Genomic DNA, 16,837 nt, shown 5'->3' on the forward strand with positions numbered 1-16,837 from the left:
TCCTCCTTTTTAAATTTTAATCATACAAAACATAGACTCCCTCTTCATCAAAGTCTATATTAACTGTGTCCCCCAGCTCTAAAGACTTATGGTTTCGCCTATTAAATACATCAATAATGATTTCAAATCCTAAAGCTTCCACTTTGTATCTATTTATTGTACCTAGATTTTCCTTCCATTTCACGATGGCCTTTACTCCAATATTATTGTGGGTAACCCTTATTTCCTCTGGTCTAAGCAAAAGGGTTATATTATTACCTTCAAATTCCTTTGCTATTTCTATTTCAAGCTTTTTCCCAAGCAAAGTAATTGTTGCTTTATTATTTTTTCTTTTTTCTAAAACACAGTTAATTAAATTAGCTTTACCAACAAAATTAGCAACAAAGGAATTAGCAGGGCTATAATAAAGCTCATCGGGCTTTGCAATTTGTTGAACCCTCCCCTTATCCATAATAACTATTCTATCGGCTATAGCCAAAGCTTCCCCTTGATCGTGGGTTACATACACACTAGTTATTCCGATTTCTCTTTGTATTTTTTTGATTTCTTCCCTCATACTAACCCTTAATTTTTCATCTAAATTGCTAAGGGGTTCATCAAAAAGCAATATATTAGGCTCTACCACCAATGCCCTTGCAAGGGCTACTCTTTGCTTTTGTCCTCCACTTAACTCCTGTATACGTCTTTTGCCATAACCTTCTAGCTGCACACGCTTTAAAGCTGACTTTACCCGATCCTTTATTTCACTCTTTGGAAGTTTTCTTACTTTGAGCCCATAGGCTATATTTTCTGCTACCGATAAATGGGGAAACAATGCATAATTTTGAAAAACCATTGCAGCATTTCTCTTTTGTGCAGACCAATTGCTTATATCCATGCCATCAAAGTATATCTCCCCTAAATCATTAGAAATTAACCCTGCAATAATGCGAAGCAAAGTAGTTTTGCCACATCCCGAGGGGCCTAATAAAGCAATCAATTCTCCCTGTTTTAAATCTAAGGACACCCCATCAACAGCCACTATTTCTCCATATTTCTTAGTTATGTCTTTTAAAACTATTTCCAACTAAATCTACCTTCTTTCAATTTATTACATACTGAGCTTCCATAAAAAAGTAAATAGAAAAATCCAAGGAGTGCTAAACTCAAGAAGGATAAGAGTAATGACATTGCCGCCGCTTCTCCCATTACACTACTGGTGATTATTTGAAATATTTGTTGAACAGCTACTTTGTTCTTTGGAAGCAGTAAAAATATTATTGCCCCCAATGTAGTCATTGTGGTTGCAAAATTTTTGAAGAATGCTGCGAAAAATGCGTCCCTTAACAAGGGTATCGTCACAGTAAAAAATGTTCTGATTTCACTTGCTCCTAGGTTATATGCTGCTTTTTCTAGATCGGGATTCAGATGCTCAAGAAGAGCATATCCAGACCGCAATCCAATATTCATATACCTAGCTATGCATATTATGTAAATGATTATATTAGTCCCTAACAATATGGTAGGCTTAATATTTTCAAAAACAAAGCGTCCAATACCTAATATAGGATATCTAAATGTGACTAAATATCCAATACCAAATAGTATACCGGGAACTGCAGCGGGCAAAACCGCCATGAAATCCACAAGGGTAGCCATAAAAAGTTTTTTACTATGTAAGAGATAAGCAATTAAGACCCCAATAAATGATGATATAAGTGCAACAAAAAATGCTAACTTAACACTATTTGCAAAGGGCAAAAGGTTTCTTTTGAATATAGAGTTAAAATGTTTAAGAGTAAATGTATAATCATACCCCCATTGCTTTGTAAATGCACCAATTATTATAAATACATATTTCAAAAAAACAAATCCAACAAAAATCACTGTAAGAAAAATCAAAGTATATTTTGCAAAGGGTTTTATCTCTTTATATTCAATTTCATCTAAACTTATATTATCAGTAAAGTAAGTACCTTTCTGAACATAATACCTTTGAATAATAAATGCAAGGATACATGGAATGAGTAAAAATATTCCTGATACCGATGCAGTTTGCATATCATATAAGCCTGTAATCTGAATATATATATCCGATGCCAGGGTCTGAAAGTTTCCTCCAATAATCAATGGAGTACCAAAGTCAGCCATTGAAGCTAAAAATACAAGAAGTGCTGTCCCCGATATTTCCGGAATCATCATAGGTAGTGTAACAGTAGCAAATACTCTTTTCTCAGAAGCCCCTAGATTACGTGCCGCTTCTTCTAAAGATATATCTAATTTTTGAATAGAGCTGGATATTAATATATATGCTAATGATCCTAATCCTAAAATCTGTATAAATACAATGCCTTGCCATCCATAGGGACTCATATTTAATCCTAATAATTTGTGGGTGATTAGTCCATTTCTTCCAAATAACATTATAAAGGCGATGCTTCCCACGAAGGGTGGATTAATAAGTGGAAGTAATGCAAGAAGCCTAAGTATACTACGACCCTTAAAATTTAAACGTTTCAAAGTAAATGAAGTAACGAGCCCAAATATAGTTGCAAATAAAGTAACCGAAAGGGATACTCCTAGACTATTCCTAAGATAATGCAATGCTCGTTCTAGATTATCATATGTTATCCCTATACTATTTCCTGAATTAATTCCATATAATATGACACTTATTACAGGGAGAAAGGCAAAATATAATATAAAGAATATTAATAAACAATAGATAACTTTAGTAATCAAACTGAGTCTTTTCAATTTTATTCTCTCCTCAATTGATATAACTAAGGCATATTCAAAAAATAAACTAGTCATCTTACCCATCCTTTTGATTTTCCCCCATACTCAATCAATTACATACATTGCCTATGCCCGTAACTGGGGGCCTAAAAAATAATCAAAATCACTTCGTAAACTCACCTGTTTATTTTCTTAATATGCCTAAAAGCTGGCAAAGAAACTCTACCAGCTTTTTTAATCATTACTCTACATGCTTTTTCCATTCAGTAATAGTTGCATCACGCTTTTCAGCATTGGCCTTAAAATCTGACATAAATAATTTTATGTTTTTGATATCAACTATTCCTTCGGGGCTTTCTATATCAGTACGTGCAACTGCTGCATTACGAACCTTAGCTAAAGTTTCCATACCTCTTTTTGAAAGAAGCCAGTCAATGAAAACCTTAGCTGAGTCTAAATTTTTAGTCCCATCTACTATAGCTACTGGCTGTGGCCACCATCCAGTTCCATCCTTTGGATAAACTAATTTAACATGGGCATTATTTTCTTCTAACTCTCTATCTCCATTACTTGCATTAATACCTACAATAGCCTCTCCATTCACAACAAATCTTGCTGGGTCACTTCCCCTTGCTGTGAAAAATGGAACTTGACCTATTAGCTTATCAAGATATTTCCAGCCTTCTTCTTCACCCTGTGTCTGTAAAATAGCACTTACTACATTATAGGCCGTACCGGAAGAAGCAGGATTTGACATAGATACTTGACCCTTAAGTCCTTCTTGTAAAAGGTCTTCCCATGTTTCTGGCATTTTCAATCCCTTTTCTTCAATCAATTGCTTATTTACAACCCAGTTAACCAAGGTCAATGAAGTACCGTGCCAATAACCTTCTTTATCCTTCATAACATCTTCTAGAACTTCACCCTGTGGTGACTTATATGCAACCAACAGTCCATTTCCAGCTGCATTAATAAATGTATCTGCTCCTCCTGTAAACCAGATATCTGCAACATTTACACCTGATTCTTTTTCATTTTTTAATCTTTGTAATATCTCACCATTCTTCATAGTTAGATTTTCCACTTTGATTCCAGTATCTTCTTGAAATTTATCTAGAACTGGACGTATCTTATCAGTTACACCATACATATTTAATGTTACATCCTTCATTGCTTCAGCATCATAATACTCTGAAGCCCATCCCAAATCCTCTGTGCTTTCATTTTCTTTTTCACCATTTTCTGTAGAAGCTTCCGTTTGGACTTTTTCTGGTGAACTCTCTTGCTTTTCTTGACATCCAACAAAAGAAAAAACCATAATACTTATCATAAATAAGACTAAAATTTTTCTCATATGTTTGCCTCCTTTAGTTTTTTATAGATATTCCAGTTAAACATTTAATTTATATACATCAAAAATCCCTAGAAACATCGGATATTTTGAGATGCATAAATTAAGTTTGACTTTTGGAAATCTATATATATTAATTACATTTTAAAATAATATATATTTATACTCTAATTGTCAATATTTATAATACATCATAAAAAATTCTAATGCATTTATGTTTACTATAAAAAATTTCTATTTGACAAAATTAAGTACTGTCATAACATTTTTGCAGGATGAGAAATTTGAATTTCAACAGCTATATAATGGGTTCAAAGGGTTTTTTTCTACAAAAGAAACAAAAAATTCTTGTATTTTTATGGCATTATTGTTATACTATACCTAGTAAATCATGAAGACTTACTGTTCAAATTTGAAACTAATAAGCTTAGCTTTGAATATCTATGAAAGATAATATTCTGAAATTAACCCACGAAGGGGATCAATAATTTGTGTCCCTACGTGGGTTTTTTTATGCATAAATATACAATATTGAAGGGAGTGTATGATTATGAATATCCAATTGTGGAATAAATGTGTAGATTTTCATGGTCACGAATGTCCAGGATTAGCAATCGGATACAAAGTGTGTGAAATGGCTTCAGAAAGAATGGATTTACAATTTTCTTTCGATGAAGAACTTGTATGTGTAACAGAAAATGATTCATGTGCAGTTGATGCAGTACAATATATTACTGGATGTACGTTGGGAAAAGGGAATTTAGTATATAGAGATACGGGAAAACTCGCTTTTTCATTTTTCAGCAGACGTACAGGTGAAAGCATAAGATTAATTTTAAAAGGTTTAAAGGATGGAATGACAAAAGATGAAAGAAAAAAATACATATTAGAAGCACCCTTCGAAGAAATTTTTGACATAAAGAAACCTAGTTTTGAGATACCAAAAAAAGCAGAAATATTTGATACTATCATCTGTGAAAACTGTCATGAGGGCGTACCTGAACATAAAATTAGAATAAATAAAGGCAAAAAACTATGTTTAGATTGTGCAAAACACTATTCAAGGGGTTGGTAAATCATAATGAATATCACTAATTCCCCAGAGCTATGGGGTAAACCTAGTAGGGAAGATTTATTAGAAATACAGAATTTTTGGGATTTAAGAGGTAGTCGAAGGAAAAATAGCATATATGCTATGGCAAGCAGATTAATAAAATCGTTGAGAGAATGTGGTGAAATATGAAACAAGGATTATATATAGAAAAAAATTCAGATACAATTTATAGTTATAGAACTTATACGGGAAGAAAGTTAGTCATAGGTCTATTTTTATTAGTAATGGTTTTTGTTTTATCAATTCTGGCAATCAATGCGGGTTCTGCAAAACTCAATCCATATGACATTTTGAAGTCAATTATTGGTAAGGGAACGGATACATCGAATATAGTAATCTGGCGTATACGTCTTCCTAGAATCCTAGGTGCCATAATCGCAGGTACTGGTTTGGCTGTATCCGGTTGTGTGATGCAAAACAATTTAAGAAATCCTTTGGCATCCCCATCAACATTGGGTATATCAAGTGCAGCAGCCTTTGGAGCTAATATAGCAATAATAGTATTGGGTGCTGGAAGCATCCAAAGTTTAAGTGCCGACGCTGTTATAATAAATAATCCATATCTTGTTACTATATCAGCCTTTATATGTTCCGTCATAGCCATGTTAATTGTTCTAATGCTGGCGAAATTAAGGGGTTCTTTACCAGAAACCATAGTATTAGCCGGAGTTGCCCTCAGTTCTCTTTTTTCCGCGGGAACTACTTTAATTCAGTATTTTGCCGATGATGTCGAGGTAGCAGCGGCAGTTTTTTGGACTTTTGGTGATTTAGGTCGTATTTCTTGGAAAGAAGTATATATAATGATAGTTATTATTAGTTTATCCCTAATCTATTTTATGCTTAGAAGATGGGATTATAATGCCCTCAATAGTGGTGAAGAGGCGGCAAAAAGCCTTGGTGTAAATGTAGAAAGGGTAAGACTTGGGGGACTCCTTGTTTCTTCCATAGTTACTGCAGTAGCAGTTTCATTTCTTGGGATCATTGGATTTATTGGTTTGATAGCCCCTCAGATAATGAGGAGGCTTATTGGCGGGGATCATCGGTTTTTGATTCCCATGTCGGCAATAACTGGGGCTGTACTTCTACTTTTTTCTGATACTTTAGCAAGGACAATTATAGCTCCTATAATCCTACCGGTAGGTGCAATCACTTCATTTTTTGGGGCTCCACTATTTCTATATTTACTGCTAAGGGGGTATAAAAAGAAATGATTTTATCAGTTCAAGGATTAAGCTTTAAATATCCAAGCCTTAAGGTTCTTAAGGATGTATCTTTTTCCGTAGAAAAGGGTGAATGTATTGCAATATTAGGAACCAATGGGACGGGAAAATCTACTTTATTGAGATGTATTAATAGAATACTAGAGCCCCAAAAAGGCACAGTATTTATTGGTAAAAATGACATCCAAAAATTGAAGCAAAGCGAATTGGCTCAAAAAATAGGATATGTTTCCCAAAGTAATAATTCATTCAGAACTACTGTCTTTGACGCTATACTCATCGGAAGAAAGCCCTATATAAAATGGGATGTAACTAAGAAAGATCTAAATATAGTAAATAAAATTATAAACATTCTTGGTTTAGAAAAATATTCATTAAGATATATAGATGAGTTAAGTGGTGGAGAATTTCAAAAAGTGCTGATTGCTAGGGCATTGGCACAGGAACCAGATATTCTTATGTTTGATGAACCTACAAGCAGCCTTGATTTAAAAAACCAGCTTGAAGTTATTTATATAATCAAGGAGATCGTTAAAAGGAAAAATATATCTGCTTTAGTAACAATACATGATTTGAATCTTGCATTACGTTTTGCAGATAAATTCATATTTCTTAAAGATGGTAAAATTTTTGCAGCGGGTGGGATTGAAATAATGACGTCTAAAAATATAGAGCAAGTATATTCCGTACCCGTTAAAGTTGAGCATTTAAAATATACTACTGTAATAGTACCTGTTTAACAGCTTTAAGCAAATGTACTATACAATTGTGTGATTTCCCTAAGTAATAAATATGTAAGGAGAGATTAAAGATGAGCAAAAAAAATATTTTATTATTGATTTCATTATTAATTATATTTATATTGGTTGGATGTAATACTGAATCATCAACCGATCCTAATACAGAAACCAGTTCTACATCTGATTCACAAAATATTTCAATCACGGATATGGTAGGTAGAAATATTATACTAGATAGTCCTTCAAAAAGAATAGTAGCTATTGGCCCTGGGGCACTTAGACTTTTTTGTTATGTGGGCGATGTGGAAAACCTAGTGGGTATAGAACAAATCGAAAAAAAATATCCAATGGGCAGACCCTATGCCATTGCCAATCCATCTTTAACTAATATAGAAGTAATAGGCCCTGGAGGTCCAAATAATTTACCGGATCCCGAAAAATTATTATCGGTTAAGCCCGACGCGATTTTTACTATGTATTCATATGATAAGTCTACTGTCGATGATTTACAATCAAAAACTGGCATACCGGTAATAGCCTTAAGTTATGGTAAAGTATCTACCTTCGATCCAAATGTATATGAATCTATAGAAATCATCGGTAGGGTCATTGGTAAAGAAAAAAGAGCCAGGGAAGTAGTTAACTTCATGAAAGAATGCAAGAATGATTTAGATAATAGGACAAAGGATATCCTTGACGATGAGAAACCAAGGACATATGTAGGAGCATTGAGCTATAAAGGTTCCCATGGTATAGAAAGCACAAGTTGTAATTTTGCATTGTTTGATGCGGTACATGCCAAGAATGTAGTAGATGAGGTAAATGGAAATGGACATGTAATGATAGATAAGGAAAAATTACTTGAATGGAATCCAGATAAAATTTTTATTGATTATGGTGGTTTAAATTTAGTAAAAGAAGATTATAATAAGAATCCCGAATTCTATGATTCATTGACTGCTTTTAAAAAAGGGGATATTTATTCACAATTACCCTATAATTTTTATCATACAAATATCGGTACATCAATAGCTGATGCCTATTTTATAGGTAAAGTACTTTATCCAGATAAATTTGGTGATATAGACTCTGAAAAGAAAGCCGATGAAATCTATAGGTTCCTATTTGGAAAAGAAGTTTACTCCCAGATGGTTAATGATTTTGGCAGATTTGGTAAGATGTCGATAAAAGAATAAATTATGGGAAGTCACTGAAAAGAAAAGGCTTTTCAGGGGCTTCCCATAAAGCATCTAACTTTTAGTGGTTTGTTATGTAAATTAATTTTTCTCTACAAGATATCGCCAATATCTCATTGGCATATTTTTCTTTTGAAGCTTGGGGTTTATTCTATTTTTAATTGCCACGCTTTTAAAATATTCCCTCCATAGGTTCTGAAAAAAAGTCTCATCTTCACCAAATTTCAGATCATGTTTAAAGTTAATATCACTAATAATCCATTCCTCTTTATTATATACGGCTCCGATTCCCCTTTTTACATCGTGGATCACCCAATTTTGATCACCTAATCTTTCAGCAAAGTGAGGAGCCAAAAGTCCAACGGTATTATACATAGGTTCAACAGGAGCATAATAGATATTGGCCTCTAGGCGACGAAAACGTATAAGCCCCGTTAGCAAATGTACTTCCCTCTCTACACTTCGTCTAGTTTTGTATATTTTCAAAACTCCATCGTCTGACATGTTAAGATCAACATTCTTACCAATTTTCCATCCCAATCTTAAATACTTATATACCCAAGTTCCTAAGTTCTCTTCCTCAGAGAGATATGTATAAAATATGTTTTTAAGAGCCCTGCTTGATATCTTGTTCTTAATAGAATCATAGACTTTTTTAGACTTCCCTATATCAGTGCTAATATGTATTCTATTTACTAATAAATTTTCCTGGGGGTCTTTATTAAATAGGATTTTCTCAGGAATATCTTTTCTGTAGTAGGCCTCATAAATTGATGTAAGTAGTCCATCAAAACTACCGTCATATATATAATGTATCATCAAAATTCTCCTGTTATCTTCATTATGTTCTCTTCCATGGTCATAAAAATACTGGGATAAAGGGAAAACAAAGAAAGCTGCTCGTGGGAAATTGGATTTTTCTTATTTATGTTATTCATGACTATTTCTTGCTTAACTGTGTGCTGGTTCATATTTCTAACACCATAATATTTTCCCTTACAGGTTATAAAGTATTTTGCCCTCTTTAAAACTATTCCCATTTTCTTTAAGTCGTCATAGGTCAAGGATGAGAACCTTCTAGCAGCAACAATTCTTCTAGCCGATTTTACACCTATACCTGGAATTCTGAGAAGCATTTCGTAATCAGCCCTGTTTATTTCTATAGGAAAATGGTGAAGATTTCTAATCGCCCAATCACATTTTGGGTCAAGATTTTCATCAAAATTTGGATTTGCTCCGCTTAGAAGCTCATTAGCCTTAAATCCATAAAATCTAAGCAACCAATCTGCTTGATAAAGCCTATGTTCCCTCAATAAAGGAGGCGCAGGGATGCTAGGAAGATTAGGATGATTAGCTATGGGAACATATGCAGAATAATAAACCCTTTTTAATTTAAATTGATTATATAAAGCCTCCGTTAAAGTTAAAATATTCAGATCATCATCATTAGTCGCACCGACAATTAGCTGTGTAGATTGTCCAGCGGGTACAAATTTAGAAGCATTTCTATACTTCCTTCTATTTTCAACATTTTGTATAATATTTGATTTAATCACTCCCATTGGCTTTATTATTGATTCCCTTTTCTTTTGAGGTGCAAGGAGTTTGAGTCCACGGTCAGACGGCAGTTCAACATTTACACTCATTCTATCCACATACTTTCCTGCTTTTTGAATAAGAATGGGATCAGCTCCTGGTATAGCTTTAAGATGTATATATCCATTAAAGTTTACCTCTTCCCTAAGCTTTCTTACCGTTTTTAGGAGTAATTCCATAGTATAATTAGGACTTTTATAAATAGCAGAGCTTAAAAATAACCCTTCAATATAATTTCTTTTATAAAAATTAATTGTCAAATTCACAAGTTCATCGGGGGTAAAGGCCGCCCTCGGCAGATCATTGGATACTCTATTCACACAATATTTGCAATCGTATATACAATAATTTGTGAATAATATCTTTAATAATGATATGCACCTTCCATCATCTGACCAACTATGACAGATTCCACTCACATGGGCATTTCCCACCCCGCCCTTCTTATTTTTCCTTGAACTACCACTTGAAGAGCAGGAAACATCATATTTTGCCGCATCGGATAAAACACTCAATTTATCAATAAGTTCCATATCAACCACCTCGAACATTTGTTTGTCTTTATTTTACCATAATATATATTTCTTAGCAAACGTATGTTCGAAAAAATTTGCTCGTATATCTCTATAATTCCATGGGTGAATTTTATTTACTAATTTTGGAACTTTCCTTTTATAATACCGTCTATATAAATAAATATACTTTGGAGGTGTACCCTATGAAAAAAAGAATATTCTTAATAGTCCTTATTGCAGTTTTATTTCTTCTAGCATATAATTGGAGTTTCTCACAAAGAAATATTAATGCAAATCCATCTAAATCTATAGCTAAGACAATTGAAAAGACTGTAAGCAAAGAGTTACTAATAGAAAATACTACAATTGGTAAAAGCTCCTATATTCCTATTAGAGAATTATTTGAAAAACTAGGTTTCTCAGTTAAATGGATCCGACAGGAAAGGGCTGTTCTTCTTTATAAAGAAGATGATTTCATTAAACTTAAGGTGGATGACAATTATTTTATTTGCAATGGAGAGTTAATTAAACATAAAATTATACCTGTACTCAAAAATAACAAGTTTTATGTTAGCCTTGAATTTATGGATAATGTTTTTAAGGATTTTGAATACAATGAATCTAAAAATTTATTGAGTTTTTACACGAAGAACACATTAAAGATACTCACTAGCCTTCCAGCTGTTGAAAACAATGAAAAGTTAGATAAACTTCTAAGCTATTCAAATCAAATGTATTATGACAATAGAAACGATGTTTTAGAGATGACTATGGATAAAAGTCTCTCTAATGAAAAATCAAAGGAGGCCGAATCAAACCATTCTGAGACAAATGTTCAGGTCAAGGGAGTGGACGAAGCCGATATCATAAAAACCGATGGTTCATACATATATACACTAAGTAACAACAAAATATATATAGTTAAAAGTGATATTGAAGATTTTCGTGTTATAAACACTTTGGATTTTAATGATTATGACCCATTGGAGTTCTATATAAAGGATAATAAATTAGTAACCATTGGATATTTTCATGGAGTAAATCTAGAAAAGACAAAGGAAGATAAGAAATATAAAGTTTCCTCTTCCTTTGAAAATTCACTAAAAGTACTAGTTTATGATATAAGTGATAAAAATAGTTTATCTTTATTAAGGGAAATTGAACTAGATGGTTACTATCTTTCATCAAGATTAATAAACAATAATTTCTACTTAGCGGCTAATAAGGATATCCACAATGGATACGACGAACTAAGACCATATTATAAGGATTCTATTAATGATAAAAGGATTTTCGTTGATTATGAAAACATTAGATATTTCCCTGAGAGTATATATAATAACTATCTTATTACCTTAGGAGTTGATTTAAACAATCTTGATTCATCAAATATCGATGTTAACGCCTATCTTGGAAGTGGAAATAACATGTATGTCTCTGAGGATAACATGTATATAAGTCAAGATAAATATAAATACAATATATATAATTCAAAGGAATCCATTGATGATAGTATGACATCAAACATTTATAAATTCAAACTAGAAAAGGGAAGAATAATTTACTCTACAAAGGGTGAAGTCCCGGGAAACATATTAAATCAATTCTCAATGGATGAACATAGGGGAAATTTCCGAATAGCAACCACAAAGGATCAATCCTGGCGTAGTAGTGAATCAAAGTCTACATCTAACATATATATATTAGATAAAAATCTAAAGCTGATAAGTAAAACAAAGGATCTGGCACCAGGTGAGAGAATCTATTCTGTTAGGTTTATGGGAGATAAGGTGTATGTTGTTACCTTTAGGCAAGTGGATCCATTCTATGTCATTGATTTAAAGGAACCTAATAATCCTAAAGTCCTTGGATATTTAAAGATTCCTGGTTATAGCAGCTATTTACATCCCTATGACGAAAATCATATCATAGGTATAGGAATGGATACCATTGATAAGAATGGTGGGGTTATTAATGGTGGTGTGAAAATATCCATGTTTGATGTTACAGATTATAACAAGCCACTGGAAACAGATAAACTGATTATTGGAGGTCGAGGTTCATATACTGATATTGGTTCTGACCACAAATCCCTATTATTTTCAAAGGAAAAAAATATACTTGCTCTACCTATTTATGTGGCTAACTATGATAAAAACACATATAAGCACAGCTTTGAAACCCAGGGAGCTTTTATAATCGGCTTAGATAATAATTTAAAATTTAATCTTAGAGGAAATATATCTCACTTAGAAAATAGTAAGGACTATAATAATCATGTGAGAAGAATAATATATATAGACGATTATTTATATACAGTATCCGATGGGAAAATAAAAGTTTCTGATTTTGATACTTTAGAAGGAATCAAGGATTTAAGTCTTGAGAATGTTGAATAAAACACATTATTAATCATCAAAGTGCCGAGGGATTTAATCCCCGGCACTTTGATTGCATAAAGAAAATATTTTTATCATATTTTGTGATAATTTTATTGTTATCTTCTCTTAATTAAGAAAATCATGGTTATAATTCCTGCTGCTAATACAATACTACAAACTAATCCCCCTTCTACTCCAAACAATCCACCGGTGATTAGCTCTGAACCCTTTGCAGTTTCTACATCTATCAGTATCCCTCCAACGGGTAAAGTTCCACTTACCTCTATACCAAATACATTTCCCTGTGCCCAGTTCCATGCACTATGTAAACCACATATGCCCCATATTCCACCTTCCCATATTACATAAACAGCTGCAAACAATCCAAATAAAATCAAGTTTATCATTGGCAAAACATTTATATTGGCATTAAACAAATGCATAAACCCAAATAATGTTGAAGATATAAATATCCCCAATGCTACATTATGTCTTGCTCCTATTACCGGTAATAACCAGCCCCTTATCATTATTTCCTCAGAAGCTCCCTGTACTATCCACCCCATAAGCACAATGAATACACCTCCAAGGGCACTAAATCCTTTAATAGTAGAATCAGAAGTATCAATGTTCACAAGCCCCATAACTGCAAAAGCTGTAACACATATACCCATCATTAAAAATCCGATACCAAATCCTCTAAAATATTTTTTAAGCACATTATGCTTCCCAAATCCCATGGTATGTATAGGTCTTCTTTCAATAAATTTTACCCATGCAAAAAATGTCAAAATATACATCCCGAATCGCACAGCTAAACCATTTATTGCATAGGAAAGTGCCTCTCCCTTTAAGCCTTGTACCGGCAAGCTCCTTCCAATATTCCCTATAGGTGTTAAAAATAAAACTAAATCCACTCCAAATAAAATTATTATAGTAATTATAATAGCCAAAAACACATTAGGTAAATATCTTCCTTCCTTAGCCAAGGAAAATATTTTGTTCTCCTTAGACAAAATTGAATTTTCTTTTCCCACTACCCATCACTTCCCTTCCTAAAATACTTTCTATTTCTATAATATTCTATTGATATAATTATAGAAGTATCATTGTCTCCTTGGTCCTTTTAATAATTCATAAAATACCACTATTTATTAAACCTATACCCCGATCCCCATATGGTTTCAATTATCCTAGGCTCAGATGGATTTTGTTCAATCTTTTTCCTTACTTTTTGTATATGTACAGCAACCGTTGCGATATCTCCATACTCATCTTCACCCCAAATCCTATCAAACAAAATCTCCTTACTAAAAACTATGTTAGGATTTGATGCCAGAAAAACTAATAGGTCAAATTCCTTTGTTGTAAATAGGGTCTCCTTGTCATTCACATATACCTGCCTTGACTGTTTATTTATGATGATTCCATTGATTTCTATGCTAGAATCCTTTTTTAGTTCCCCAAGCAACCTTCTATATCTGCCAAGATGATTTTTTACCCTTGCGACCAACTCACTGGGGCTAAAGGGCTTAGTCATATAATCATCGGCCCCAAGTCCCAATCCCCTTATCTTATCAATATCCTCGTCCTTGGCAGATACTATTATAAGGGGTATCTCCATAGATTCTCTTATAGTCTTGCATATCTCAAAACCATCAATCCCAGGAAGCATAATATCCACAATTATTAAATCAAAGGCCCCACTAAGAGCGGCATTTAGTCCCTCACACCCATCCCGGATAATCTGTACATCAAATCCATCTATTTCTAGATAATCCCTTTCAAGCTCCGCAATATTTATATCATCTTCAATAATAAGAATTCTGGACACCCTATATCCTCCCCCTATATTCATCCTCTTTTTCAGATTGAATAGTAAAATGAATAATGGTACCATTACCCACTTCACTTTCAGCCCATATCTCACCATTATGAGCCTTAACTAATTCCTTTGATATAGCTAGACCAAGGCCTGTTCCTCCGATATCCTTATTCCTTGCTTGATCAACTCTATAAAATCTATCAAAAATACTATCGATATTTTCGTTATCAATTCCCGTCCCATTATCCTTTATAGATATTTTAACTCCTTTATCCTCCTCAGATAATATACATAGGATTTTAATTTTATCCTTATCATTATATTTTATAGCATTATTTATTATATTAATAATTACCTGACGAATTCTTTTTCTATCAATAAATAGCATTTTATCCTTTAAAACTTCATCATCATAATTGAGGTTATATCCATTTTCTCCTAATTCTATCTTCATCTCAGTCATGAGGTCATTCATGTAATCTTTAATGGATGTTTCGACAAAATCAAAATCCACTTGCTGTATATCAAGCTTTGAAAAAAGAAATAAATCGTTAATTAACTTATTTGTATAGCTTGCATTATGATAAATGATGTCAATATATTTATTGAGTTTTTCGGGACTATTGGCCACCCCTTCTTGAATCCCCTCAACATATCCCATAATAGATGTAATAGGTGTTTTTAGATCATGGGATATATTGGCTATCAAGGTCTTACGATTAATCTCATACTTCTTTTTCAATTCTTCACTTTCTTTAAGCTTTAAACTCATCTGGTTAAATGACTCAATTAATTCTCCTATTTCATTATGAGGGTAGTGGTTTATTACTGCTCCATAGTTTCCCTCAGAAACTTCGTCCACTGCTTCCTTTAAATTCTCTATAGGCTTCATAATTTTTTGGGACATTTTTCTTGCAAATATTATAGTACCTATTTCTCTAAGCATAATAACACTAAGAAACATTATAAGTATATATATAGGAAATTTTATCTTGAAATAAATCACTATAATATAGAAAATCAAAATATTAATGATCAAGAAAATAATTGGTGAAAACTTCATATATCTGTGATATCTCTTGAATTCTTCCCGTACAAAATAGGGATGGGGCCTATGCATATGATGCATGGCCCTTTTTTTAAAATGTTTATTATGATTTTGTCTCATAGTATCCTCCTATTAGACTAACCGTAAATAGCTAACAACAAAATATTACTTAAGCAATTTCCTTAACATTACCCTTAAAAGCAAACTTTACTACTTTATCTTCATTATCACTTAATTCTAAGTTTATTTCAACATTTTCTATATAATCTTTATTATTAATTAGTATCTCGGCCTTTAAACCTTTTAAATCCATGTCTTTACTTAATAATCCCATTGGATGATCTTTTTTCATTTCATCATGTTTCATTTCATCATGTTTCATTCCACCATAATTCCCTTTGACATGTTTATGAATCATAGGATGTTTATGCATACATTTATGCTTTATTAAATCCTTTAATTCATCGGTGAGGCTATCTTTATCAAGGCTTATGACTATTTTCTTACTGTCATCCTTTAATTTTTCAACCTCAGCTTTATTTAATAGATCAAGCATAACCATAAATCTCTGAAACCTATTTTTCATTGTGAAATGCCCCACTTCTCCTTCATTATCCATTATTCCCCCCATCATTCTACGTTTACCAAATCTTCCTCCAAAGTAACCATGGCCTTTGCGAAAATGATTTATCCTATCGACACTAAATGTGCTATTAAACTGATGCTCAAAGCTTTCATCTCCGTATACTACCTTTATACTGGCAAAATTTTTCAATATTTCTCCTTCCTTGTTCCTACTAAATGTCTTGTTAACCTCTAAAACTGTTTCATCCTCTTTCTCTACCCTTGCCTCGATATCACCTGCTATTTTTTCAAAGTCCTTCATGTTTTTCATTACATTATAAATAGTTGTTAATTTATTCATTTTCTATACCTCCTAGGATTTTTTATTGTTATTTTTCTTTGCTATGGATATAGTATAGAAAACGAATTTAAATCTAAAATAAAAAAAGTTTAAAAATTTTATAAAATAATATAAAGAATATATAAATGTTATGGGATTTACATTTGTGATGAATTTATGATGTTCCTATGATGAAAAAATGAATTTTTATCTAGATATTATTTATTAC

The 16,837-nt window shown here is 32.6% G+C and carries 14 protein-coding genes; 5 read left to right on the plus strand and 9 right to left on the minus strand.

The genetic code is table 11. The annotated features are described in order from the left end of the window. Positions 1 to 16: 16 nt before the first annotated feature. The 3 genes from N4A68_10720 to N4A68_10730 all read right to left on the minus strand — a co-directional run bounded on the left by N4A68_10720 (position 17) and on the right by N4A68_10730 (position 4,072). The gene (locus N4A68_10720; GenBank protein ID MCT4564766.1) at positions 17 to 1,066 is read right to left on the minus strand and encodes an ABC transporter ATP-binding protein; all 1,050 of its coding nucleotides are present in this window, start codon (positions 1,064 to 1,066) and stop codon (positions 17 to 19) included. Further along, positions 1,057 to 2,793, minus strand: a complete 1,737-nt coding sequence (locus N4A68_10725; protein MCT4564767.1) for an iron ABC transporter permease — start codon at positions 2,791 to 2,793, stop codon at positions 1,057 to 1,059. The genes N4A68_10720 and N4A68_10725 overlap by 10 nt, the downstream gene beginning before the upstream one ends. A 166-nt stretch (positions 2,794 to 2,959) precedes the next feature. Continuing rightward, the gene (locus N4A68_10730; protein MCT4564768.1) at positions 2,960 to 4,072 is read right to left on the minus strand and encodes an ABC transporter substrate-binding protein; all 1,113 of its coding nucleotides are present in this window, start codon (positions 4,070 to 4,072) and stop codon (positions 2,960 to 2,962) included. Between the two features lie 547 nt (positions 4,073 to 4,619). Between N4A68_10730 and N4A68_10735 the strand changes: the two genes are divergently transcribed. From N4A68_10735 to N4A68_10750, 4 genes are all read left to right on the plus strand, one after another. Beyond that, on the plus strand, positions 4,620 to 5,144 hold the full coding sequence (locus tag N4A68_10735; GenBank protein MCT4564769.1) for an FmdE family protein: 525 nt from the start codon (positions 4,620 to 4,622) through the stop codon (positions 5,142 to 5,144). Between the two features lie 164 nt (positions 5,145 to 5,308). Then, positions 5,309 to 6,394 carry an iron ABC transporter permease gene (locus N4A68_10740; protein MCT4564770.1) on the plus strand — a complete coding sequence of 362 codons (1,086 nt, stop codon included), beginning with the start codon at positions 5,309 to 5,311 and terminating at the stop codon, positions 6,392 to 6,394. Then, complete coding sequence (locus tag N4A68_10745; GenBank protein MCT4564771.1) at positions 6,391 to 7,143, plus strand: ABC transporter ATP-binding protein; 753 nt, start codon at positions 6,391 to 6,393, stop codon at positions 7,141 to 7,143. Before N4A68_10740 ends, N4A68_10745 begins: the two co-directional genes overlap by 4 nt. Positions 7,144 to 7,214: 71 nt before the next feature. After that, positions 7,215 to 8,339, plus strand: a complete 1,125-nt coding sequence (locus N4A68_10750; GenBank protein MCT4564772.1) for an iron ABC transporter substrate-binding protein — start codon at positions 7,215 to 7,217, stop codon at positions 8,337 to 8,339. 81 nt (positions 8,340 to 8,420) lie between these two features. Here N4A68_10750 and N4A68_10755 read toward each other — a convergent pair whose 3' ends face one another. Together N4A68_10755 and N4A68_10760 are read right to left on the minus strand one after the other, a co-directional pair. Then, positions 8,421 to 9,158, minus strand: coding sequence for a TIGR03915 family putative DNA repair protein (locus tag N4A68_10755; protein MCT4564773.1), 738 nt, complete (start codon positions 9,156 to 9,158; stop codon positions 8,421 to 8,423). Next, the gene (locus N4A68_10760) at positions 9,158 to 10,468 is read right to left on the minus strand and encodes a putative DNA modification/repair radical SAM protein (protein MCT4564774.1); all 1,311 of its coding nucleotides are present in this window, start codon (positions 10,466 to 10,468) and stop codon (positions 9,158 to 9,160) included. Before N4A68_10760 ends, N4A68_10755 begins: the two co-directional genes overlap by 1 nt. A 185-nt stretch (positions 10,469 to 10,653) precedes the next feature. On the opposite strand from N4A68_10760, the gene N4A68_10765 reads away from it, so the two are divergent. Next, the gene (locus N4A68_10765) at positions 10,654 to 12,849 is read left to right on the plus strand and encodes a beta-propeller domain-containing protein (GenBank protein ID MCT4564775.1); all 2,196 of its coding nucleotides are present in this window, start codon (positions 10,654 to 10,656) and stop codon (positions 12,847 to 12,849) included. Positions 12,850 to 12,947: 98 nt separating this feature from the next. Here the strand turns inward: N4A68_10765 and N4A68_10770 are convergent, their stop codons facing one another. The 4 genes from N4A68_10770 to N4A68_10785 form a co-directional block, all read right to left on the minus strand. Beyond that, positions 12,948 to 13,868: a CPBP family intramembrane metalloprotease gene (locus tag N4A68_10770; GenBank protein MCT4564776.1), complete on the minus strand. Its 921-nt coding sequence runs from the start codon at positions 13,866 to 13,868 to the stop codon at positions 12,948 to 12,950. Positions 13,869 to 13,978: 110 nt separating this feature from the next. Further along, positions 13,979 to 14,665: a response regulator transcription factor gene (locus N4A68_10775; protein ID MCT4564777.1), complete on the minus strand. Its 687-nt coding sequence runs from the start codon at positions 14,663 to 14,665 to the stop codon at positions 13,979 to 13,981. Position 14,666: 1 nt separating this feature from the next. After that, complete coding sequence (locus tag N4A68_10780) at positions 14,667 to 15,824, minus strand: HAMP domain-containing histidine kinase (GenBank protein MCT4564778.1); 1,158 nt, start codon at positions 15,822 to 15,824, stop codon at positions 14,667 to 14,669. Positions 15,825 to 15,873: 49 nt separating this feature from the next. Continuing rightward, on the minus strand, positions 15,874 to 16,629 hold the full coding sequence (locus tag N4A68_10785; protein ID MCT4564779.1) for a hypothetical protein: 756 nt from the start codon (positions 16,627 to 16,629) through the stop codon (positions 15,874 to 15,876). Between the last annotated feature and the right edge of the window lie 208 nt (positions 16,630 to 16,837).

The sequence above is a fragment of the Maledivibacter sp. genome (assembly GCA_025210375.1).
Classification (GTDB): Bacteria; Bacillota; Clostridia; order Peptostreptococcales; family Caminicellaceae; genus JAOASB01.